Origin of the sequence: Lactococcus nasutitermitis, assembly GCF_018403765.1 — a bacterium.
GTDB classification, from domain to species: Bacteria; Bacillota; Bacilli; order Lactobacillales; family Streptococcaceae; genus Lactococcus; species Lactococcus nasutitermitis.
The window spans coordinates 301,829-323,390 of the sequence record NZ_BOVQ01000003.1 but is presented as its reverse complement, the minus strand read 5'-3'; the positions used below and the strand labels follow the sequence as shown (position 1 = coordinate 323,390).

Annotated in this window: 24 protein-coding genes; 22 read left to right on the top strand and 2 right to left on the bottom strand. The window is 38.6% G+C overall.

Features of this window, described 5'->3' with window-relative positions; translation table 11 throughout:
* The first annotated feature begins 52 nt into the window (after window positions 1–52).
* The 22 genes from glmU (at window position 53) to ileS (ending at window position 20,784) form a co-directional block, all read left to right on the top strand.
* Entirely contained in the window at window positions 53–1,429 is a 1,377-nt protein-coding gene (gene glmU / locus KJS36_RS04260) for a bifunctional UDP-N-acetylglucosamine diphosphorylase/glucosamine-1-phosphate N-acetyltransferase GlmU (RefSeq protein WP_213534648.1), read from the top strand.
* Between the two features lie 30 nt (window positions 1,430–1,459).
* Entirely contained in the window at window positions 1,460–2,041 is a 582-nt protein-coding gene (locus KJS36_RS04255; RefSeq protein ID WP_213534731.1) for an NUDIX hydrolase, read from the top strand.
* Window positions 2,034–2,312, top strand: a complete 279-nt coding sequence (gene macP / locus KJS36_RS04250) for a cell wall synthase accessory phosphoprotein MacP (protein WP_213534646.1) — start codon at window positions 2,034–2,036, stop codon at window positions 2,310–2,312. The genes KJS36_RS04255 and macP overlap by 8 nt, the downstream gene beginning before the upstream one ends.
* A gap of 65 nt (window positions 2,313–2,377) precedes the next feature.
* Entirely contained in the window at window positions 2,378–3,058 is a 681-nt protein-coding gene (locus KJS36_RS04245) for a 5'-methylthioadenosine/adenosylhomocysteine nucleosidase (RefSeq protein WP_213534643.1), read from the top strand.
* Window positions 3,059–3,159: 101 nt separating this feature from the next.
* Entirely contained in the window at window positions 3,160–3,825 is a 666-nt protein-coding gene (locus KJS36_RS04240; protein ID WP_213534641.1) for a M50 family metallopeptidase, read from the top strand.
* Window positions 3,826–3,907: 82 nt separating this feature from the next.
* Complete coding sequence (gene pepC / locus KJS36_RS04235) at window positions 3,908–5,221, top strand: aminopeptidase C (RefSeq protein ID WP_213534639.1); 1,314 nt, start codon at window positions 3,908–3,910, stop codon at window positions 5,219–5,221.
* 92 nt (window positions 5,222–5,313) lie between these two features.
* Window positions 5,314–5,667 carry a DUF1304 domain-containing protein gene (locus KJS36_RS04230; protein WP_213534637.1) on the top strand — a complete coding sequence of 118 codons (354 nt, stop codon included), beginning with the start codon at window positions 5,314–5,316 and terminating at the stop codon, window positions 5,665–5,667.
* Between the two features lie 135 nt (window positions 5,668–5,802).
* Complete coding sequence (locus KJS36_RS04225) at window positions 5,803–6,237, top strand: LytR/AlgR family response regulator transcription factor (protein WP_213534635.1); 435 nt, start codon at window positions 5,803–5,805, stop codon at window positions 6,235–6,237.
* The gene (locus KJS36_RS04220; RefSeq protein ID WP_213534633.1) at window positions 6,234–6,608 is read left to right on the top strand and encodes a DUF3021 family protein; all 375 of its coding nucleotides are present in this window, start codon (window positions 6,234–6,236) and stop codon (window positions 6,606–6,608) included. Before KJS36_RS04225 ends, KJS36_RS04220 begins: the two co-directional genes overlap by 4 nt.
* Window positions 6,605–7,414, top strand: a complete 810-nt coding sequence (locus KJS36_RS04215) for an ABC transporter ATP-binding protein (protein WP_213534632.1) — start codon at window positions 6,605–6,607, stop codon at window positions 7,412–7,414. Before KJS36_RS04220 ends, KJS36_RS04215 begins: the two co-directional genes overlap by 4 nt.
* The gene (locus tag KJS36_RS04210) at window positions 7,411–8,136 is read left to right on the top strand and encodes an ABC transporter permease (protein WP_213534631.1); all 726 of its coding nucleotides are present in this window, start codon (window positions 7,411–7,413) and stop codon (window positions 8,134–8,136) included. The genes KJS36_RS04215 and KJS36_RS04210 overlap by 4 nt, the downstream gene beginning before the upstream one ends.
* A gap of 199 nt (window positions 8,137–8,335) precedes the next feature.
* Window positions 8,336–9,643, top strand: a complete 1,308-nt coding sequence (locus tag KJS36_RS04205) for an LCP family protein (RefSeq protein WP_244842630.1) — start codon at window positions 8,336–8,338, stop codon at window positions 9,641–9,643.
* A 67-nt stretch (window positions 9,644–9,710) separates the two neighbouring features.
* Entirely contained in the window at window positions 9,711–10,439 is a 729-nt protein-coding gene (rlmB, locus tag KJS36_RS04200) for a 23S rRNA (guanosine(2251)-2'-O)-methyltransferase RlmB (RefSeq protein ID WP_213534630.1), read from the top strand.
* A 24-nt stretch (window positions 10,440–10,463) separates the two neighbouring features.
* A complete protein-coding gene (locus KJS36_RS04195; protein ID WP_213534629.1) occupies window positions 10,464–11,330 on the top strand; it encodes a DegV family protein in 867 nt (288 codons plus the stop codon).
* Window positions 11,331–11,475: 145 nt separating this feature from the next.
* Entirely contained in the window at window positions 11,476–12,852 is a 1,377-nt protein-coding gene (gene ftsA, locus KJS36_RS04190; protein WP_213534628.1) for a cell division protein FtsA, read from the top strand.
* Window positions 12,853–12,882: 30 nt separating this feature from the next.
* On the top strand, window positions 12,883–14,163 hold the full coding sequence (gene ftsZ / locus KJS36_RS04185) for a cell division protein FtsZ (protein ID WP_213534626.1): 1,281 nt from the start codon (window positions 12,883–12,885) through the stop codon (window positions 14,161–14,163).
* Between the two features lie 3 nt (window positions 14,164–14,166).
* Complete coding sequence (locus KJS36_RS04180) at window positions 14,167–14,847, top strand: YggS family pyridoxal phosphate-dependent enzyme (RefSeq protein WP_213534624.1); 681 nt, start codon at window positions 14,167–14,169, stop codon at window positions 14,845–14,847.
* 130 nt (window positions 14,848–14,977) lie between these two features.
* Window positions 14,978–15,562: a cell division protein SepF gene (locus tag KJS36_RS04175; RefSeq protein ID WP_213534623.1), complete on the top strand. Its 585-nt coding sequence runs from the start codon at window positions 14,978–14,980 to the stop codon at window positions 15,560–15,562.
* A complete protein-coding gene (locus KJS36_RS04170) occupies window positions 15,562–15,843 on the top strand; it encodes a YggT family protein (protein WP_213534622.1) in 282 nt (93 codons plus the stop codon). Before KJS36_RS04175 ends, KJS36_RS04170 begins: the two co-directional genes overlap by 1 nt.
* Complete coding sequence (locus KJS36_RS04165; RefSeq protein WP_213534621.1) at window positions 15,840–16,634, top strand: YlmH family RNA-binding protein; 795 nt, start codon at window positions 15,840–15,842, stop codon at window positions 16,632–16,634. The genes KJS36_RS04170 and KJS36_RS04165 overlap by 4 nt, the downstream gene beginning before the upstream one ends.
* A 21-nt stretch (window positions 16,635–16,655) precedes the next feature.
* The gene (locus KJS36_RS04160; RefSeq protein ID WP_213534620.1) at window positions 16,656–17,513 is read left to right on the top strand and encodes a DivIVA domain-containing protein; all 858 of its coding nucleotides are present in this window, start codon (window positions 16,656–16,658) and stop codon (window positions 17,511–17,513) included.
* A gap of 469 nt (window positions 17,514–17,982) precedes the next feature.
* Window positions 17,983–20,784, top strand: a complete 2,802-nt coding sequence (gene ileS / locus KJS36_RS04155; protein WP_213534619.1) for an isoleucine--tRNA ligase — start codon at window positions 17,983–17,985, stop codon at window positions 20,782–20,784.
* A 163-nt stretch (window positions 20,785–20,947) separates the two neighbouring features.
* Here the strand turns inward: ileS and KJS36_RS04150 are convergent, their stop codons facing one another.
* Window positions 20,948–21,064, bottom strand: coding sequence for a DUF4044 domain-containing protein (locus KJS36_RS04150; protein ID WP_213534618.1), 117 nt, complete (start codon window positions 21,062–21,064; stop codon window positions 20,948–20,950).
* Window positions 21,065–21,135: 71 nt separating this feature from the next.
* A complete protein-coding gene (locus tag KJS36_RS04145; RefSeq protein WP_213534617.1) occupies window positions 21,136–21,330 on the bottom strand; it encodes an SPJ_0845 family protein in 195 nt (64 codons plus the stop codon).
* Between the last annotated feature and the right edge of the window lie 232 nt (window positions 21,331–21,562).

Sequence of the window (21,562 nt, the reverse complement as noted above, 5' to 3'; positions counted from 1 at the left end):
TTGCTCATATAAAAACAAAGTAAAACGAGTAAAAATATGTTGGAGGAAGAACATGAATAAATTTGCGATTGTTTTAGCGGCAGGCAAAGGGACACGTATGAAATCAGCCTTACCAAAGGTGTTACATGAAGTTTCAGGGAAAACGATGCTTGCTCACGTACTCAATCATGTTTCAGAAGTTGATATGCAAAAACGTATTGTTATTGTCGGACATGAAGCAGAAAAAGTTATCGCAACGCTTCCCAAGGGTACAAATTTTGTGAAGCAAACAGAGCAACTTGGTACTGGACATGCTGTACGTATTGCTGCAGATTTATTGGCAAATGAAGACGGAGCAACACTTGTTATTGCAGGAGACACACCACTCATTAGCGGAGAAACGCTCAATGCGCTCTTTAATTATCATTTCGCTCAAAAAGCTACGGCAACAATCTTGACAGCAATTGCACCTAATCCAACTGGATATGGACGTATTGTGCGAGGAGAAAACGGCTCTGTTGAGAAAATTGTTGAACAAAAAGATGCTTCAGATAGTGAAAAAGAAATCAAAGAGATAAATACAGGAACATATATTTTTGATAATAAAGCACTGTTTAAGGCGCTCAAAGAAGTAACAACTGACAATGCACAAGGCGAATATTATTTGACAGATGTCATCGAAATTTTCAAAAAAGCAGGAAATACTGTTGCTGCATATACTTTAGCAGATTTTGATGAAAGTCTTGGGGTGAATGACCGAGTGGCACTTTCTCAAGCAGAAAAAACGATGCGCCTACGAATTAACAAAAAACACATGATGAATGGTGTTACGATGATTGACCCTGAAACAACTTACATTGGAGCAGATGTCACGATTGAAGAAGGCACAGTCATCGAAGGCAATGTTACGATTAAAGGAAATACTTTTATCGGTAAAAATGTTGTCATCACAAATGGAAGTTATATCATTAATTCTGAAATTCATTCGGATTGTGAAGTGCGTAATTCAACGATTGAGGGAAGTCGGATGAGTGTTGGAAGTAACTGTGGTCCTTATGCACATCTTCGTCCAGGAACAGTATTGAGCGAAGAAGTTCATGTTGGTAACTTTGTTGAAGTGAAAGGCTCAACGCTTGGCAAGGGAACAAAAGCAGGACATTTGACCTATATCGGCAATGCTACTGTTGGCGAAAAAGTCAATTTTGGTGCGGGAACAATCACTGCTAACTTTGATGGAAAAAATAAATTTAATACAGAAATTGATGATTTTGCATTTGTAGGCTCAAACTCAACTATCATTGCTCCCGTTCATATCGGTAAAAATGCACTGACTGCTGCAGGTTCAATCGTCACAGAAGATGTTCCAGATGAAGCCGTCGAAATCGGACGCGGTCGCCAAGTCAATAAACTTGGACGTGCAAGAAAATTGCCACATTATCGTGGAAAATAAAAAATTTGACAATAAGCTATTGGAGGACAGATATTGGATTTTGATACAAAAAAATTTGAAGAAAAAACCCTATCTCGTGAAAAAATTTTTGATGGGAAGATTTTTCAAGTTGTGCGTGATAAGGTGAGTTTGCCTGATGGGAACACAGGTTTTCGTGAGCTTGTATTTCATAATGGTGGTGTAGCAGTAGCGCCTGTTATTGGGGATAAAATGTTGCTTGTCGGACAATATCGTAAGGCGATTGAACAATTTATCTATGAAATTCCTGCTGGAAAATTAGAACTAGGTGAAAATTCAGATACGAAAGCAGCTGCTTTGCGTGAACTTGAAGAAGAAACAGGCTATTCTACAAAAAATTTGATTGAAATCGCACCATTTTATGTTTCACCAGGTTGTACATCTGAAATTACTTATCTGTATTTTTCTTCAGAATTAGAAAAAGTTGACAATCCTCGTCCACAAGATGATGATGAATTTTTGGAAAGTATCTTTGTGACATTGGATGAAGCGAAAAAACTGACGAGAGAGCATAAAATCAGTGATGCAAAAACAATCATGGCTATCCAGTACTGGGAAATCCAACAGTTGAAAGCAGGGGAAAGCAATGCCTAGACCACTTTTAACAGACGAGATTATTGAGCAAGCAAAGCAAGATAAAGAACGTATCGAACGAGAATTACAACGGGAAATGGAAAATGACCGTGAAATTTCTGAGAAATACGATAAAATTGAGCAAGATTTGTCCAAACAAGCTGTCTATAAAAGTCGTCGTATTGAAAATGTTAAGCAGCAAAGACGAAGTAAGTTGATTAACAAGTGGCTTTTAATTGTGACAATTATTGTTGTAATTTTCCTCATTGCCTTTATTTTGTACTATTTTTGAGTGATGAAATTTTCACAATGTAGTTTACCCTGGAGACATATTATTTAGAAAAAGAAGGATTATATATGAAGTTAGGAATTATCTGTGCCATGGACGAGGAAATCCGTGTACTAATTGAAAATCTGGAAAATGCCGGTAAGCAAACACGTCATGGACTTGTTTTTCATACAGGCTCTATCGGACGTCATGAAGTTGTACTGGTACAATCTGGAATTGGAAAAGTTATGTCGGCGATTGCTGTTGCGCTATTGGTAGAACTTTTTGATGTTGATGGAATTATCAATACTGGTTCTGCAGGTGCCATTGATAAATCTCTCAAAATCGGTGATGTTGTGATTGCGGATAAACTCGCTTATCATGATATTGATGTGACAGTTTTTGGCTATGCTTTTGGACAAATGGCACAACAGCCTTTGTACTTTGAAAGTAGTAAATACTTTGTTTCTGAACTCAAAAAAGTCATTGACAATCCAAAAGTTGGCTTAATCACAAGTTCGGATAGTTTTATTTCCAGTCCGACAAAAATTATTGAAATCAAAGAACATTTTCCAGATGATTTGGCGGTTGAGATGGAAGGCGCAAGTATTGCACAAGCAGCAACTGCGCTGAACAAACCTTTTGTCATTATCCGTGCGATTTCTGATACAGCAGACCATGATGCCAATGTGAAATTTGATGAATTTATTCTTGAAGCAGGTAAACAATCGGCACAAACGCTGATTAAGTTGTTGGAAAAGATGGTCTGAAAATAAAGAAAAGCTGTCTAGGGATAGCTTTTTTTATAGTCTTGCGAATATCATTTTAGATGATACAGTTTCATTTAGTAAACTTGAGGTAAAATGAAAATATGATTGATTTTTTTACTCAGAGTTATCATTTGCAGGTTTGGGTGGTGGTTGCTGGTTTGTTGGTTGGTATGCTTGCTCATGTTTTTGTGTCTCCTTTGAAATATGTAGTGACGATTGTGCATGAGTTTGGTCATGCGCTGGTTGCTAGATTGACTTTTGGAAAGGTTTATCGGATGCGGATAAACCATGATAGTTCGGGGAGTACAGAGGTTAAGACTGGTGTGAGTGGTTTTTTTGCGACTTTGTCGGGCTATCCAATGCCATTTTTACTTGCTTTGCTGCTGAGCTTTTTGATAAAGTGGGGACGTCCTCAACTGACTTTTGTTTTTTTGATTTTGATTGGGTTTTATATTTTGTTTCATTTGCGCAATGCTTGGGGATTTTTTAGTGTGATTGTGGTGATGCTGGTGAGTGTTTTGGCTATTCTTTATGCAACTGCTTTTGTGAATTTTGCGTTGACGGCTTTTTTGATTATGATATTGGTTATGGGTGGAATGAAGGATATTTTTGTGCTTTTTCTCCATTATCATGGTGTGTCTGATGCGGATATTTTAAGTCAGCAGTTGCGCGGTTTTCATGCGATGATTTGGAAGATTTTCTTCTTTTTGGTCGCTTGCTTTATAACACTTGAAATTATTAGGATTTTTTGGGAATTGTTGGTCTGAGATTTTCTTTTTAAATTTTGATTGCTGACTTTTTTGATAATTTGCACTATAATGAAAAGTAATAATATTTTAGGAGGAATAAATGACTTTAACAAATGATTTTACTCAAAAACTGTATGAAAATTTTGCTGAAAATCCAAAATTTCGTGCGGTTGAAAATGCAGCAACTAAAAATGGCTTGCTCAATGCTTTGGAAGCGCGTAGCTCTCACGCAAATAACTTGCCTGAATTTTCGATTGATTTGACGAGCGACCCTGTGACGAACCAAAAACAGTCGGGACGTTGCTGGATGTTTGCGGCGATGAATACTTTCCGTCACAAAGTGATTAATAATTTTAAATTGGAAAATTTTGAGTTGTCGCAAGCCTATCCTTATTTTTGGGATAAATATGAAAAATCAAATTGGTTCTTTGAGCAGTTGATTGAAAATTCTGAGATGGATGACCGTCGTTTGAAATTTTTGTTGCAAACACCGCAACAAGATGGCGGACAATGGGATATGATTGTGGCGATTTTTGAAAAATATGGTGTGATGCCCAAAGCGGCTTATCCTGAGTCAAGTGCCTCTTCAACAAGTCGTGAGCTGAACCAATATTTGAATAAATTGCTCCGTCAAGATGCGCAACTTTTGCTTGATGCTGTGAAAGCTGGCAAAGATGTTGCTGCTTTGAAGGAAAGTTTGTTGCAGGAAATCTTTAATTTCTTGGCTGCAACATTGGGCTTGCCACCACAAGAATTTGATTTTGCATTCCGCAATAAGGATAAAGAACTTGTGAAATTCTCTGGAACACCAAAAGAATTTTATGACCAATTTGTCGCTGTGGATTTGGATAATTATGTGTCAATCATCAATGCACCAACGGCGGATAAACCTTATAATAAGAGCTACACAGTGGAATTTCTTGGAAATGTTGTCGGTGCGCGTGATGTGAAACATTTGAATGTGGATATGTCTCGTTTCAAGAAATTGGCGATTGCGCAAATGCAACAAGGTGAAACAGTCTGGTTTGGCTGTGATGTGGGTCAGGTTTCTAATCGTAAATCTGGTTTGTTGACACTTGATGCTTATGATTTTGAAACAGCTTTGGATATTGAATTTACGCAAGATAAAGCTGGTCGTTTGGATTACGGCGAGAGTTTGATGACGCACGCGATGGTGCTTGCTGGTGTGGATTTGGATGAAAATGGCAATTCTACACAATGGAAAGTTGAAAATTCTTGGGGCAAGGATGCTGGCGAATTTAATGGTTATTTCGTGGCTTCAGATGCTTGGATGGATGAATATACTTATCAAATCGTTGTCCGTAAGGATTTGTTGACGGAGGAAGAATTGGCAGCTTATGCTGCTGAACCACAAGTGCTCTTGCCTTGGGACCCAATGGGTGCTCTTGCTTAAAACTTGACTTGGGTGCTGGAAATCTCGCTTGGAAGAAAGTTTTGATTTTCTTGTTATCTGCGTGAAAAAATTTATGGATTGTTGGAGGAGAAATGTTGTTAATTATTTTTTCCCTAATTATTGCTGTGGAGCATTTGCTTTTTGGGATTGTGGAGATGTTTGGAAAAGCAGAGCTGCAGAGTAAGGCTTTTGGTTTTCCGGTGGCGGAGTTGAAAAATAAAAATTTACGTTTGGCGCTTGCCAATCAGGGAATTTACAATCTGAGTTTGGGCGTGTTGATTGCTCTTGTGGCGCTACTTGATTTTCCGGTGATAGTGACGATTTTGCTGATGGGCTTTGTCGTTGTCGTTGGGATTTACGGTGGTGCGACAGTAACACGCACGATTTGGCTGGTACAAGCCTTGCCAGCTCTGATTGTAGCTATCGTAGCTTTGTTTTTCGTGTAAATTTTTTGACAGTTTTGTCAAAAATATAATGGGAAGAAAGTTGTCATTTTTTGACAGCTTTTTTTTCGTCCCTGAAAATAAGGCATTTGTCCCAAAAGTATTTGCCAAATAAAAAAGAATTGATAAAATAGAAACATGAAATTTAGAAAAGAAATCAATCCGAATTTGACGGAAACAGAGATTTTTGTCAAAACTTATGATGAAAAAATTTTTGACAGGATTGTCAAAAAATTTGATGAGAATTTGACAGTGAAAACGACGGATGGACTGCGTGTTCTCAAGCGTTCGGAGGTGATTTATGTCGAGAGTTTGCGAAATTATCTGGAAATTTATACGGACAATGAATTTTTGACGGTGCGCTTGCCGCTTTACAAGATGAAAGAGTTGCTGGGTGCTGATTTTGTGCAGGTCGCACGTTCTTATTTGATAAATTTTGAGCGGCTGAAATCGGTGGAGGCAGATTTGGTTAATGGGATGGTGGCACGTGTGGAGCGTTTTAAAGTTCCGATTTCACAAAGTTATCTGAAAAATATTTATAAAAAAATCGAAGAAAAAGAGGTGGAAATGTGAGAGCTTATATTGATTCAATATTTATTGGCTTAGGGATTGCGAGCTTTTTGTTGGTTCTGAATGCGGTGAATTATTTTGGTGGAAAAACGTTGCTGGTGATTTTGCTGATGGGTGTGGCGCAGGGCTTGATTGTGCCAGCGATTTACAGAGAACGCTTGGGCTTGCCTTATCTGGGGAAATTTCTGATACACGCAGGCGGAAGTTATCTGCTGGTTTTGATTTCAGCGTTGCTACTGCAAGGTATAATTCCGCTTTTGCCAATGTCAATCAGCTGGCTTATCGTTTTTAGTTTGGTTTTTCTTTATTTTTACCGATGCAATCATCGGATGGCGCGCGATATCAATGAGAAATTGAAGGAGATGCAGAAATGAAAATTGAAAATATCACAAAATCTTACGGAAAAACGGAAGTTTTAAAGGACATTTCGCTGGAGATAAAAACTGGTGAGAAAATCGCCCTGCTTGGCTCAAATGGCACAGGAAAATCCACGCTGATGAACATTATCAATCAGAGTTTAGCGCCAACGTCAGGCAAAATCAGCTACGGCGAGATGCATTTGACGCCAGAAAACACGGGCTATATCATGCAAAATATGACTTTACCAAGTGATGCACGCGGGATAGAAATCATGCGACTTTTCGCTCATGACAAAATTGCTGTCGCAAAAGGTGCGGAACTGGTCAAAAACTTTCGGATGACAGACTTCATCACACGAAAAATTAGCCAGCTCTCAGGGGGACAAAAACAGAAACTTTTCCTGATTTCTGCTCTGCAAAATCAGCCTGATTATTTTTTCCTTGACGAAATCACAACTGGACTGGACAGTGAAAGTCGGACAGAACTCTTTGAATTTCTCTCAGAAAATGATGCGGTCAAGCAGGCAACAACGGTGCTAGTCACACATTATATGGAAGAAGCATTGCAACTTTGCGAGCGATTTATCATTCTTAAAGATGGAAAAATCGCTGCTGATTTGACAAAAAATGACCTGATTTCAGATGAATTTTCGGAAATAATTTTTGACAGACCTGTCAAAAAATTTGACAACTATTTGATAGCTGATAAGACTTATAAATTGCCAAAAAACATGGCAGAAGAAATTTTGACAGACCTGTCAAAAAATATTGTCAGCTATAAACGTGATTTTACACTTGATTTGGAGGGACTTTTATCATGACATTTGTCAGTTATTTCTTGTTTGAGCTGCATTTGCGTTTTCGCAATCCAGCACAGATTTTCTTTATTTTCATTTTTCCACTTTTTCTGATGGTTGCCTTTGCCAGCTCTTTTGGCAAGTCAATACCGCATTATATTGAGAGCAATATCGCGACAATTATGTTCTACGGTGTGCTTTCAGCGGCAATTCCCTCGCTGTCAGTGCAAATTGCCGAATATCAGTCGGGCAAGATTTACCAACTGTTCAGCCAGCGTGGGATTAAACGGCTGACTTATGTATTGGCGCAAATTCTGTCATTCATGCTGATTATTTTCTTGTCAACGCTCGCAGTGCTGCTTGTGGCGCACCTGGCTTATAGCTACGAGCTTCCAGACATCACAACGCTTGCCATTTTCTACGGCAAACTTTATCTTTACGCAGTGCCATTTTATTTCATTGCCATGATTATTGGCATGCGTGTGAAAAATTCGGCGACAGCGAGTGCAGTTGCGCTACCTGTGATGTTTATTTCTTATTTTCTAGCAGGAATGATGGTGCCGCTGGCAGAACTTTCTGGAAATATTCGTCATATTGCTAATCATTTTTTCCTGACGCAACTCTTGTCAGATTTGACACATACGTTGACGGGGAATTACACGATTGTGCCAAACTGGTCGTTGATTGCTGAAAGTGTCCTTATTTTGCTCATTCTTGCACTGTTAAGCTATCGAAAATCAATTTGATTTACATAATTTAAAATTCTGTTTACATAAATTTGATAAAGTTTGAGAGTAATTTCAGACTTTTTTATCGTTATTTATTAGCTGTGGGAACGCTCTTTCGGATAAAAAATTTCAGAATGGAAAAAGTTAAGTATAAGATTTTAAGTATCAGTTCAGTCAGGAAATGTAAGATAAAGAATATTTTATAAAAAAATGTTGTATGTTTGCACACAACGAAAGATTGGATAAAATGGCAGATTATCAAAGAAGTCAACGCAGAGAGCAAGAAGAATATGGACGCTCTAACAAAAAGAAAAAGCATTGGCTCAGACGGATTTCTATAAGTTTGCTGGTGCTGATCCTTGTTTTAGCTGGTGGACTGTTTTATTTGTATAGCAACGCTCAGCACAGTTTGAAAAAAACATACATCACTACAAAAGGGACGACAAGTACAATCCAAGCAGATAAACCTTTAACCTTACTCTTGATGGGAGTGGACACAGGAGGCGCCGGACGCGGAGATGCAAATTCATGGGATGGAAATTCTGATTCGCAGATTGTTATCACGCTCAATCCAAAGACGAAGACAACCACGATGGTGTCAATGGAACGCGATACGATGACGAATATCTTGAACAATAGCAATAATATCGTCAGTACACAAAAAATGAATGCCGCTTATCCAGCTGGTTACAATGCGTCAGGAATTTCAGGCGCTGTCGAATATGCGATGAACACAATCGGCGAACAATCGGGACTTAAAATCAATAATTTTCTCGTGATGAACATGGATGGACTGGTCAATCTGGTGAACGATGTTGGTGGGATTAACGTCGTCAACGACTCAGGTTCAACGATTACGATTGCCAATACGGAACCAGAATACACAGCGACCGTGCCTTATATTGGCGCTGGTAAATCACAGCATATCAACGGAGAACAAGCTTTGGTCTTCTCGCGTGATAGAGATACCTTACCGAATGGCGATTATGGACGTACAGCGCATCAACGTGAAGTGATTGAGCAAGTGTTGCAAAAAATGTTGAGCTTAAACAGTGTGTTGAAATATCAAAAATTCCTGAATGATATTTCAGCAGATTTTAAAACAAATATCTCAGTCAGCGCTTCAAATATAGCCGCACTTAGCAACTACAAAGATTGTTTTGACAAAGTCGTCTCGATTCAGTATCAAGGAATTGGCGAAACAGCTGCAGGCTCAGATGGACTTTCAGCTTCTTATCAGTTTATGCCAAATAATGTGGACCTTGCAGTCCAAAATGTCATGCGGACATCTATTGGAGAATCAGCAATCACAACGCTTAACTCCAATATGATTACTTATGAAAGCTATTTTGACACAACACCTGATACTTACTTTATGCCTTCTGTTACAGTGACTGAAAAAGGAAAAACAGGAACGACAGTTTATGGTGTCAATACAGACGGAAGTTTGGTCGGAATAACGAGCAATAACGCAGGAGAATACGTTAGTACCACAGGTTCAGCCGTCTCAAACGGAAGCCAGTAAAATTTAAATTCATGAAAAATCACCCTAAGGTGGTTTTTTCTTCGCCAAGGTATGTTATAATAAACACATGGAAAATACGGACATCATCTATGGCCTTCATGCTATTGAAGAAGCATTATCAGCAGGCACAGTCAATAAACTTTATGTTCAAGAAGATTTGCGCGGAAAAAATGTTGACAAAATCAAACAAATTGCTCGTGACAAAAAAGTAGCGATAAGTTGGACACCAAAAACAGAGCTGTCAAAAATGACAGACAAGGGTGTACATCAAGGATTTGTTGCACGCGTTTCCGAGTTTGCCTATGCAGAGCTTTCAAATATTTTGACAGAACTGTCAAAAAAATCTGAAGCAACATTATTGATTTTGGACGAATTGACAGACCCACATAATCTTGGAAGTATTGCCAGAACAGCTGATGCGACAGGTGTTGACGCGATTATCATTCCAAAACATCGCGCTGTAGGTATCACGCCGATAGCTGTCAAAGCCAGTACGGGTGCGCTTGAACACGTTCCAGTCGTTCGTGTCACCAATCTTTCACAAACACTTGAAAAATTGAAAGAAAGTGGTTTTTGGATTTTTGGGACAGATATGGCAGGTACCACTTACAGTAAGTGGAACACAGCGGGTAAAGTCGCACTGATTATTGGCAATGAAGGCAAGGGAATTAGCCAAGCCTTGAAAAAACAAGTGGACGAAATGATTACAATTCCAATGACTGGACACGTTCAGTCACTCAATGCCAGCGTTGCCGCCAGTATTTTGATGTATGAGATTTTTAGAAATAGAAAGTAAACATTTAACAGAAAAAGGAGAATTATGACTTTTCAAATCATTACAGATTCAACCGCAGATTTGAGTCAAAGCTATCTTGATGCGCAACATATCGCCACTCTTGGCATGACTGTTACCATTGGAGAAAAAACTTACGAAACGATTGGCGCCGAAGCGCTTGATAATGCAATACTTCTTTCAGAAATTAAGCAAGGGAAAAAAGTTCAAACCTCACAGATTAACTCTGGACAATTTGCCGAACTCTTTAAAAAAGCAGTTTCAAATGGCGAAGAAGTTCTTTATCTCGCATTTTCATCAGGTTTATCAGGAACTTATCAGTCCGCAGTTATTGCCAAAGATATGGTTTTAGAAGAAATACCTGAGGCAAAAATCACTGTTTTTGACACACTCGCAGCTGCATCTGGCGAAGGATTTCTTGTGGAAGAAGTTGTCAAACTTCGTGATGCAGGAAAAAGTCTGTCAGAAACTTTAGAAATTTTGACAGACCTGTCAAAACGTTTGCGGAGCTGGTTTATGGTTGATGACCTCAACCATCTTGCACGTGGTGGCAGAATTCCTAAAGCCGTTGCACTTGTTGGGACGATGGCAAATATCAAACCAGTTCTTGACGTTGACACAGAAGGAAAACTGCGCCAAGTAAGCAAAGTTCGAGGGAAGAAAAAAGCATTAAAGACTTTGGTTGACAATACACTTGACAACATTGACAGTAATTATCCCAAAGTCATCATCGCTTACTCAGGTTCAAACGAAATTGCCGAACAAGTCAAAGAACAAATTCTTGAAAAAAATATTGTCAAAGAAATAGCAATTCGCCCTCTCAGCCCAACGATTGTAACGCATACAGGAGATGGAACAATCGCACTTTTTTCAATTTCTTTAGAAAAACGATAACATTTTTAGAAAAAAAACAAAAAAATCACAGTTCTACTATTGTTTTACTGTGATTTTATGTTAAAATAAGTATTGAGTGTAAAACTCAAAATTGAAATAGTAAAATAAAAAATGATTGTGATGTGCGAAGAAAGGAGTCGCTTTTATGGCAAAAAGTGGACTTTATACAGGCGTTGATATTGGAACAAACACGATAAAAGTGTTAGTGGCCGAATACGTCTCTGGTGAAATGAATATAATCGGCATTGGAAATGCCAAAAGTGATGGGCTAAAAAACGGCATCATCGTTGATATAGAGAAAGTCGCGACAGCTTTACGCAAAGCTGTAAACGCAGCAGAAGAACGTGCCGGTATTACGATTGAACAAGTCAATGTTAGTATTCCGGCGAACCAACTCGAGATGGAACCTTGCCAAGGCATGGTACCTATCGTTGGCGATACAAAAGAAATTACTGACAATGATGTTCTTCAAGCTGTTTCTAACGCTTTGATGCGTGGTATCGTACCTGAACGTGAGATTATTACTGTTGAAGCAACTGAGTTTACAGTAGATGGATTTACAGGAATTTCTGACCCTCGTGGTATGTTTGGAGTGCGTCTTGAAATGCGTGGCTTGGTTTACACTGGCCCAAGAACTCTCATTCACAATATCCGCAAAGTAGTTGAACGTGCAGGATTAGCGACTGAAAATATTGTAATCGCTCCTGTAGCTATGTCTCATTACGTTCTCTCAGAAGGTGAACGTGAGTTTGGCACAGTAATGATTGACCTTGGTGCAGGACAAACAACAGTGAGTCTTGTGAAAGATCAAACTCTTGTTTTGACACATACAAGCCCAGAAGGTGGAGATTATGTGACAAAGGATATTTCGACTGTTCTCAATACATCACTTTCAGCTGCAGAAGATTTGAAAGTCAATTACGGTGAAGCAAGTACAGAGCGTGCCAGTGCAGACGAGTATTTTCTCGTTGATGTCGTTGGTCAGACTGAACCTGAACAAATCACAGAATATTACCTTTCACAAATTATCGAAGCACGTCTTACCCAAATCTTCACACGTATCAATCAAGAATTGGATAATGGACATAGCTTAGATGCCCCTGGAGGTGTTGTGCTATTAGGTGGTACTTCTGCGATGCCAGGTGTTGTAGATTTGGCGACAAGAGTGCTTAAACTTAATGCACGTCTCTTTGTACCAGGTGAAATGGGACTGAGAAATCCGGCTTTTGCTCAAGTGATTAGCATTGTAAATTACATAGGGAATAGAAGTGATATTGATGTTCTTGTATCGCATGCTGTTTCTAGCGATTACAGCTATGTAGCACCGGATTATCAAGAACAAACAACTTATACAACTCCTGCCGTACAGTCAGAAGTAGTTGCTTCTCAGCAAACAACTGAAGTAAATGAGCCTGCTTATTATCAAGCGCCTGTTACTCCAGCTGCAAATCAAGAACCAGAAGAAGAGACAGAAGGAATTGTAGGCAGAGTTCGCAATATCTTCGGAAATCTTTTCGACTAAAGACATCACAATAATTGGAGAAAGAATAACATGGAATTTTCATTTGATACAGACTTAACAACTGGCGCTGTCATTAAAGTTATCGGTGTTGGCGGTGGCGGAGGTAATGCCATCAACCGCATGATTGAAGAAGGTGTTTCTGGCGTTGAGTTCATCGCAGCAAACACAGATGTACAAGCACTTCGTAGTTCAAAAGCAGACACAGTCATTCAACTTGGGCCAAAACTCACACGTGGACTTGGGGCAGGTTCAGTACCTGATGTTGGTCAACGTGCCGCTGAAGAATCAGCAGAAACTGTTTCACAAGCGCTTGAAGGCTCAGATATGATTTTCATTACTGCTGGCATGGGTGGAGGAACTGGTACAGGTGCAGCACCTGTCATTGCTCAAATCGCAAAAGACCTTGGAGCTTTAACAGTTGCTGTTGTGACTCGTCCATTTGGATTTGAAGGCTCAAAACGTAGCTATTTTGCCACAGAAGGTATTGAAGAATTGCGCGCAAGCGTAGATACTTTGCTCATCATTTCAAATAACAACTTGTTGGAAATTGTTGACAAGAAAACACCATTGACAGAAGCTTTGCGTGAAGCAGATAATGTTCTTCGTCAAGGCGTTCAAGGTGTAACTGATTTGATTACCAACCCTGGAATGATTAACCTTGATTTTGCTGACGTGAAAACAGTCATGGAAAATAAAGGCGATGCACTCATGGGAATTGGAGTTGCTTCTGGTGAAGACCGCGTGATGGAAGCAACACGTAAAGCAATTTACAGTCCATTACTTGAAACAACTATCGAAGGTGCTGAAAATGTACTTTTGAATGTCACTGGTGGTATGGATATGAGTTTGATTGAAGCACAAGATGCTTCAGAAATTGTTATCCAAGCAGCAGGAACGGATGTAAATATCTTGCTCGGAACTTCTCTTGACCCGAACTTGAAAGATGAAATCCGTGTCACAGTTGTTGCAACAGGCGTTTCAAAAGATGTAGCTAATGAAGCACTTGGACGAAATAATGTTGAAGAACCACGTCATCAGAACTTTTCACGTAATGTCAACAATGCAAACTTGACACATACACCAGTGAATCGTCCTAGCATGAACAATAACAATGCAAGTCAAAACCAAACACAAAATCAAGGTCAAACAGCAGCACCTTCTGCTTTTGGTGATTGGGATATTCGTCGTGAAACTTCACCAAGACAAACTTCAAATGCTAGCACACGTGAGACATCACCAGTAACAAGCTTTACAGGTGTTCCATCGTCAGATGAAGACCTTGATACACCACCATTTTTTCGCAAACGTTAAGCAATGACAATTAAAGAAAACGTAAGTAAAATATTGAATAATGTGGATGTGGCAAAAGCTACGTCTTCTTATTCTAATCAAAGCGTTATGGTAATTGCTGTGACTAAATATGTTGGAGCAGATAAAGCACGTGAAGTTTTAAATTGCGGAATTTCCAATATTGCAGAAAATCGCACGGAACTTTTTCTTGAAAAATATGAAGCTTTAAAAGATTTGGATTTAACTTGGCATTTGATTGGAAATCTCCAACGACGTAAAGTGAAAGATGTGATAAATCTGGTTGATTATTTTCATGCTCTTGACTCTATAAAACTAGCGCAGGAAATCAATAAACGTGCAGAACACACGATTAAATGTTTTATGGAAATGAACATTTCAGGTGAAGAAAGTAAACATGGTTTTTCAGTCAATGAACTTTCTGATGTTTTGGATGATATTGAGCAGTTGGAAAATATTCAAATTGTTGGATTGATGACAATGGCACCTTTCGAGGCGACAGAAGAAGAGACAGATGTTCTTTTTGAACAAATGAAAAATCTTCAGGTCAAAATTGCAGCTGAAAATCGTTCAAATATTCCTTGTACGGAACTTAGTATGGGAATGAGTCGAGATTATCAAAGTGCAATTCGGCAAGGAGCAACATTTGTTCGTATTGGACATGAGTTTTTCCAAGGAGAAATGTAATTTTTGATTCAAAAATTTTAGAGTTAGATAAAGTGAACATCTTGAAATAAAATTTTAAAATATTTCAGCAGAGTTTACAGATATTTCTCTCTTGATATGAGAGAAAACCACGTTAAAATCGGAGGATAAAATGGCCTTTAAAGATTGGGTAAATGGTATCAGAGAATATTTTGTAGAGGATGATGAGGATTTTGATGAACCTAAACGTCCAACACAAGAAATGAAACCCAAAGTAGTACCTAATACGTCCAAAGCAGCTACTGAAGAAAGAAAAAGTTCGGTTGTGCCTAACACAAATCGGACACAGAACACTTCTACAGCACCAAAAACACAAGTACGTCAAACAATGCCTAAACGGACATTTGTACCAAATACAAAAACTACAACAGAAAAAGTGAATAATCCTATGCCAACTGTGAATACAGCTATTTCAAGCATTGCTATCAAAGAACCTCGTGCTTATGCAGACATCATGGAAGCTGCACGTATTATAAAGAATGGTGAATCTGTACTTGTGAATTTCAAATTTATGGGCGATAATCAAGCGCGCCGTAGTATTGATTTCATGACAGGAGTTGCCTTTACTTTGGATGGCGATATTCAAAATGTCGGTGGACAGATTTTCTTGATGACACCTGCTAATATCACAGTAGATGCAGCGAAAGAAATGAGCGTTTTGGCTGGACAAAACTTTGAAAGTTACGACTTATATTAATGGGAATAATACTATTTTTTAGAATTATCAGCTGGCTTTTTAACCTGATGAATATTTATTCATTTGTTCTATTGGCATATGCTCTGATGAGCTGGGTTCCTGGACTTTATGGGACGAAGATTGGACAGATTATTGTAAAAATCAGTCATCCTTATGTGAGTTTATTTGAAAGATTGCCAAAATTTGCTGGGCTCGATTTTTCTGTCTTGTTTGCAATGATTTCACTTCAGTTAATTCAACAATTTATCCGCATTGTTATTGGTTGGATATTTGGAATATGAGTAATGGAGTACTCTATCAACATTTTCATGCAGATGAGCGATATTTTATTGAGCGCTGTTTGGACTGGATAGAACAGGTTGAAAATAATTTTTCTGTGATTACTACTTATTTTTTAAATCCTAGAGAAGTCCAAATTCTCCAGAGTCTAGTAAATAAGCGAGAGCTACAGATTTTTTCTAGTCAGGATTTTGCGGCAACTGAGTTGAGTAAACTTATCTTAGCACCAACTTTTTATGAGCTGGATGAACAAGATTTTGATATTAGTCTGCTTGAAATTCGTTATCCGGCGAAATTTTATCATTTGACTCATTCGCAAGTTCTGGGAACTTTTCTTGGTCAGGCTGGTGTAAAACGTCAGGAATTGGGTGATATTTTTGTCACGGATGAAAAAGTTCAGCTTTTTGTGAGTCATCATTTGCTTGAGACATTTCAAACTATCGAAAAGATTGCTAAAGCGACAGTTCAGATTAGAGAGATAGATTTTTCTAATCTTTTGGAAGTTGATAACACTGCGACACGAGAAGTTGTTTTACTCTCATCTCTTAGAATTGATAAAATAATCTCAGTTTGTTTTAATCTTTCTCGCAATATTGCGACAGATATGTTAAAATTTAAGAAGGTTAAAATTAATTATTTTGAAGTAGAGAAAAAAGATTTCTCTGTGAATAAAGATGATTTAATCAGTGTTCGTGGTTTTGGGCGTATCAAAATTTTGGATATCCTTGGCATGACCAAAAAAGGTAAGCAGAGAGTTGAAGTTGAAATAATTAGAAATCATAGAAAAATGTAGAATAGCTACGAGGAGAAGAATATGACATTGAATAGTTTAGATGTTCAAAACAAGCGGTTTAATCCACAAATGCGCGGATTCAATAAACAGGAAGTTGATGAGTTCTTGGATATCGTTGTGAGAGATTACGATGAATTTTCACAAACTATCAAAAGTCAAAAAGTTGAGTTGAAATCGCTCCGTGAGCAAGTGAAATATTTTGACGATATGAAAGATACATTGAATAAATCACTTGTTGTTGCACAAGGTGCAGCAGATAAATTGAGCAGTCAATCACAAGAAGAAGCAACGAAACGTCTGGAACAAGCACAGCAAGATGCAGATAATATTACAGAAGATGCAAGACGTCGTGGTCAGTCTATCATTGATGATGCTAAGAAAGAAGCAGGTTCAATCTTGCATACAGCTTCTGAGGATGCGCGTAAATTGATACGTGAAAGTGATAATTTGCGTCGTAGAATGCGGAGCTATCACGAACGTGCAGTTGCCTTGGCAGAAGCGCAAGTGACTAATTTGCAATCAGATGATTGGAAAGAGATGTTTGCTGCAAAGAGCACTGAGGGGACAAATCCTGAAGAAAAATTGCAAGAAATCTTAGATGTGCATTTGAATACACCAATAGCTGTTTCGGGAGATACAGAAGCAATTCAGACAATTCCTGATGAAATGTTAGAAAATGTAGAAAAAAAAGCTGAACCAGAAGCAGAAAATTTTGAAAATACTCCAGAAACTGAGCAACATGAAAATGAAGAACAGTCATCTGAAGCAGAAGTTTCAGTAGAAACAACTAGTGAAAATCCAGAAGGAGATAATTCATTGGACAGTCAAGCAACGATTGATTTGGGAAATGAATTAAATAGTTTGGAAAATCACGAATAATTTTTGTACAGAACAAGTGGAAAAAAATGATATTTACAGCGAGCAGCGTTGGTGAGAGACTGCAATCACTCTTTTTTTCTATATCAGCTGTAGAAATTTTTGAACTGAACAAAGTAAGTTCAAACGATAGTCACACGTTACGTGACAAGAGTTTCAATTATTTTTGATAAAACTAGGTAAACAAACTAGCCTATCCGTATCTCCGCTCCGCTGTCCGTTCGCATCATGTGGCTAAAAAAAGCCACAGGCGAACTGGAACTGACAAGCGAGCAATCTCACAACGGCTTTGCTATGTCAAAAATAATTTGAGAAAATAAAGGTGGTACCACGGTTTTTCGTCCTTTGCGAAAGCCGTTTTTTTGTATTTTATACTAAAAAAATTTTTGACAGAGTGGTGCCAAAGCATTTAGCCACTTGGACAGTTCTGTCAAAAAGTTTGAAATGTTAGAATTTAAAAAAGGAGAATAGAATGAAAATCAAAGATACATTAAATCTTGGTAAGACAGCATTTCCAATGCGCGCAGGTCTACCAAACAAAGAACCAAATTGGCAAAAAGGCTGGGATGATGCAGAACTTTATAAATTGCGTCAGGAACTCAATGAAGGAAAACCATCATTCATGTTACATGATGGTCCTCCGTATGCAAATGGAAATATCCATATCGGTCATTCATTGAATAAAGTTTCAAAAGATATTATCGTGCGTTATAAGTCAATGACAGGTTTCCGCGCACCTTATGTTCCTGGTTGGGATACACATGGTTTGCCAATCGAGCAGCAACTGGCGAAAGCAGGTATCAAACGTAAGGAAATGGATCGTGCTGAATATCTTGCAAAATGTCGCGAATATGCCTTGCAACAAGTCGATATGCAACGTCGTGATTTCAAATCGCTCGGTGTGTTGGGAGATTGGGAACATCCATATCTCACACTTTTGCCAGAATTTGAGGCGCAAGAAATCCGTGTGTTTGGAAAAATGGCTGAAAAAGGCTATATTTATCGTGGTGCAAAACCTATCTACTGGTCTTGGAGTTCAGAGAGTTCGCTTGCGGAAGCAGAAATCGAATATCATGATGTGAAATCTCCTTCACTTTTTGTTGCCTTTAAAGCGCGCGATACCAAAGGTGTGATTCCTGATGATACTGAGTTTGTTATCTGGACGACAACTGCGTGGACTTTCCCAAGTAATCGTGGTATCTTTGTACATCCAGATTATGATTATATTGTCGTTGCGGCAACCCTTGACGGTAAAGCACGTAAATTCTTGATTGCCAAAGATTTGTTGGCATCTGTCACAGAAAAAGTCGGCTGGGAAAATCCAGAAATTTTGCAGACAGTTAAAGGTTCTGAGCTTGATAATTTGAAAGCGACACATCCATTTTATGACCGTGAATCGCTCGTGATGAATGCGGATTATGTGTCACTGGATTCTGGAACAGGATTGGTTCACACCTCTCCTAACCATGGTGAAGATGACTATCAATACAGCCGGAAATACAAATTGCCAGTGATTGAAGATATCAATGGACAAGGTTATTTCACGGAAGAAGCGCCTGGTTTTGAAGGTAAGTTTTATGATGATGTCGAAGAAGATGTCCTTGAAAAATTGCGTGCGACAGGTAGATTGCTTCATGTTGAACATTTCACACACAGCTATCCGCATGACTGGCGAACAAAAAAACCGGTTATTTTCCGTGCGACACCACAATGGTTTGCGTCGATTGATGACTTCCGTCAAAATATCTTGGACGAAGTTGAAAAAGTGGGCTGGGTCATTCCTTGGGGGAAAACGCGTCTCTACAATATGGTGCGTGACCGCGGTGACTGGGTCATCTCACGTCAACGTGCTTGGGGCGTGCCATTACCAATCTTCTACGGTGAAGATGGCACACCAATCATCACACCTGAAACGACAGAACACGTGGCGCAGCTTTTTGCAGAAAATGGTTCTGGTTATTGGTTCACACATGAGGCAAAAGAGCTGTTGCCAGAAGGCTTCACGCATCCTAGTTCACCAAATGGCGAATTTACTAAAGAGCAGGACATCATGGATGTTTGGTTTGACTCAGGTTCTTCATGGAATGGTGTGCTTAATACACGCGATGAACTCAGCTATCCTGCGGACCTCTATCTGGAAGGTTCTGACCAATATCGTGGTTGGTTCAATAGTTCGATTACAACTTCTGTTGCGGTTAATGGCAAAGCACCCTACAAATCTGTGCTTTCACAAGGATTCGTTTTGGACGGTAAAGGCATGAAAATGTCGAAATCACTGGGAAATACAATCTTGCCAAGTGATGTGACGAAGAAATTTGGTGCGGATATTCTCCGACTTTGGGTCGCTTCTGTGGATTATGAAAATGACGTTCGTGTGTCAATGGATATTCTCCAGCAAACATCAGAAGCTTATCGCAAAATCCGCAATACCATGCGTTTCTTGATTGCCAATACTGCTGATTTTGATAAATCTACGGATGCGATTATTTATGAAAATTTGCGTGGCGTTGACAAATATATGCTGGTGAAATTCAATGAACTGGTCAAATCAGTCCGCACTGCTTATGATAAGTACAGTTTCATGAATGTTTACAAACAGGTTGTGAATTTCCTGACGAATGATTTGTCTGCCTTTTATCTGGATTTTGCCAAAGATGTTGTTTATATCGAAGCGGCAAATTCACAAGAACGTCGCAGTATGCAAACCGTGATGTATGAGATGTTGGTTGGCTTGACGAAACTTCTTGTACCTATCTTGCCACATACGACAGAGGAAATCTGGACTTATCTGGAAAATGAAGAAGAAGCTTATGCGTATTTGGCAGAAATGCCAGAAGTTCAGGATTTCTCTGATTCAGATGAACTTTTGAGTGATTGGGAAGCGTTCTTTGATTTCCGTGATAAGGTGCTAAAATCTCTTGAAGAAGCGCGAGAAGCCAAGTTGATTGGGAAATCACTGGAAGCGCACGTGACGGTTTATCCTGACGAAGTTGTCAAAACACTTTTGTCTGTTTTGGATGAAAATGTTGCGCAACTTTTGATTGTATCAGATTTGACAGTTTCGTCAAAAGCTGCTCCTGAGAATGCCACCAAGTTTGACGACATGGCAATTCTTGTGGAACACGCCGAAGGAGAAGTATGTGACCGTTGCCGTCGGACAGATGTGACCGTTGGTACAAATGAAAATGAACATTTGAAACATCTCTGCGCGCATTGTGCAGAAATTATCACTGCTGAATTTCCAGAAGTTTTGACAGCTGGTTTTGAAGAATAGTAAGGAAAAAAGTTTTTGACAGCTCTGTCAAAAACTTTTTTTACTGAAAATCAGCTAGAATTTATTAGAAAATTTTTTGACAGAACTGCCCAAGGGGGGAGATGCTTTAGTGTCACTCTGTCAAAAAAATCTACAAAAAAACTTTCCAAATTTGGAAAGTTTTTTAAAAAGCACCAGCCATAGAAGCAATGACAGACACAAGGGTCAATATAACCATTACCCAAACAAAGATGAGTGTTACTTTTTGGAAAGTACTTTTTTGTTTTTTCTTATATGCCATGATATCCTCGATAAATGTATTTCTGTATTATTTTAGCAAGAAAAGTTATAATTTACAAGTTTAAACTTAAATTATTGCTTGTCTGCCTTTGCCTTGTCAGTCGAATTTTTGTCAGTTTCTGGCGCTAAAAATTTGGCAAATGGGTCTTTTTTCTTACCATCTCCCTTATCTTTATCATCATCGTTTGTTACTAAATCAACTGTTGAGACGCCCAAACCATCCATCAATTCATCAAAATCATCACGTTTTTTGAAAGTAAGTCCCATGATTTTTCCTCGTTTTCATTTAAATACATTCATTAAAAGAATGCCTTGCTTTATATTTTACTACAAGGAAGAAAAAAATGCTAGATTTATAATGAAATTATTTTATAAAATATGACAAAATACTAAAATAAATCTCTGATGAAAAAATTAAGGAATTTCTAGCCAAATTCTTAGAATATTTGCCATAAAAATAAGGAAAAACGTAAACTAAACGCAAGTCTTACTTGCTTTT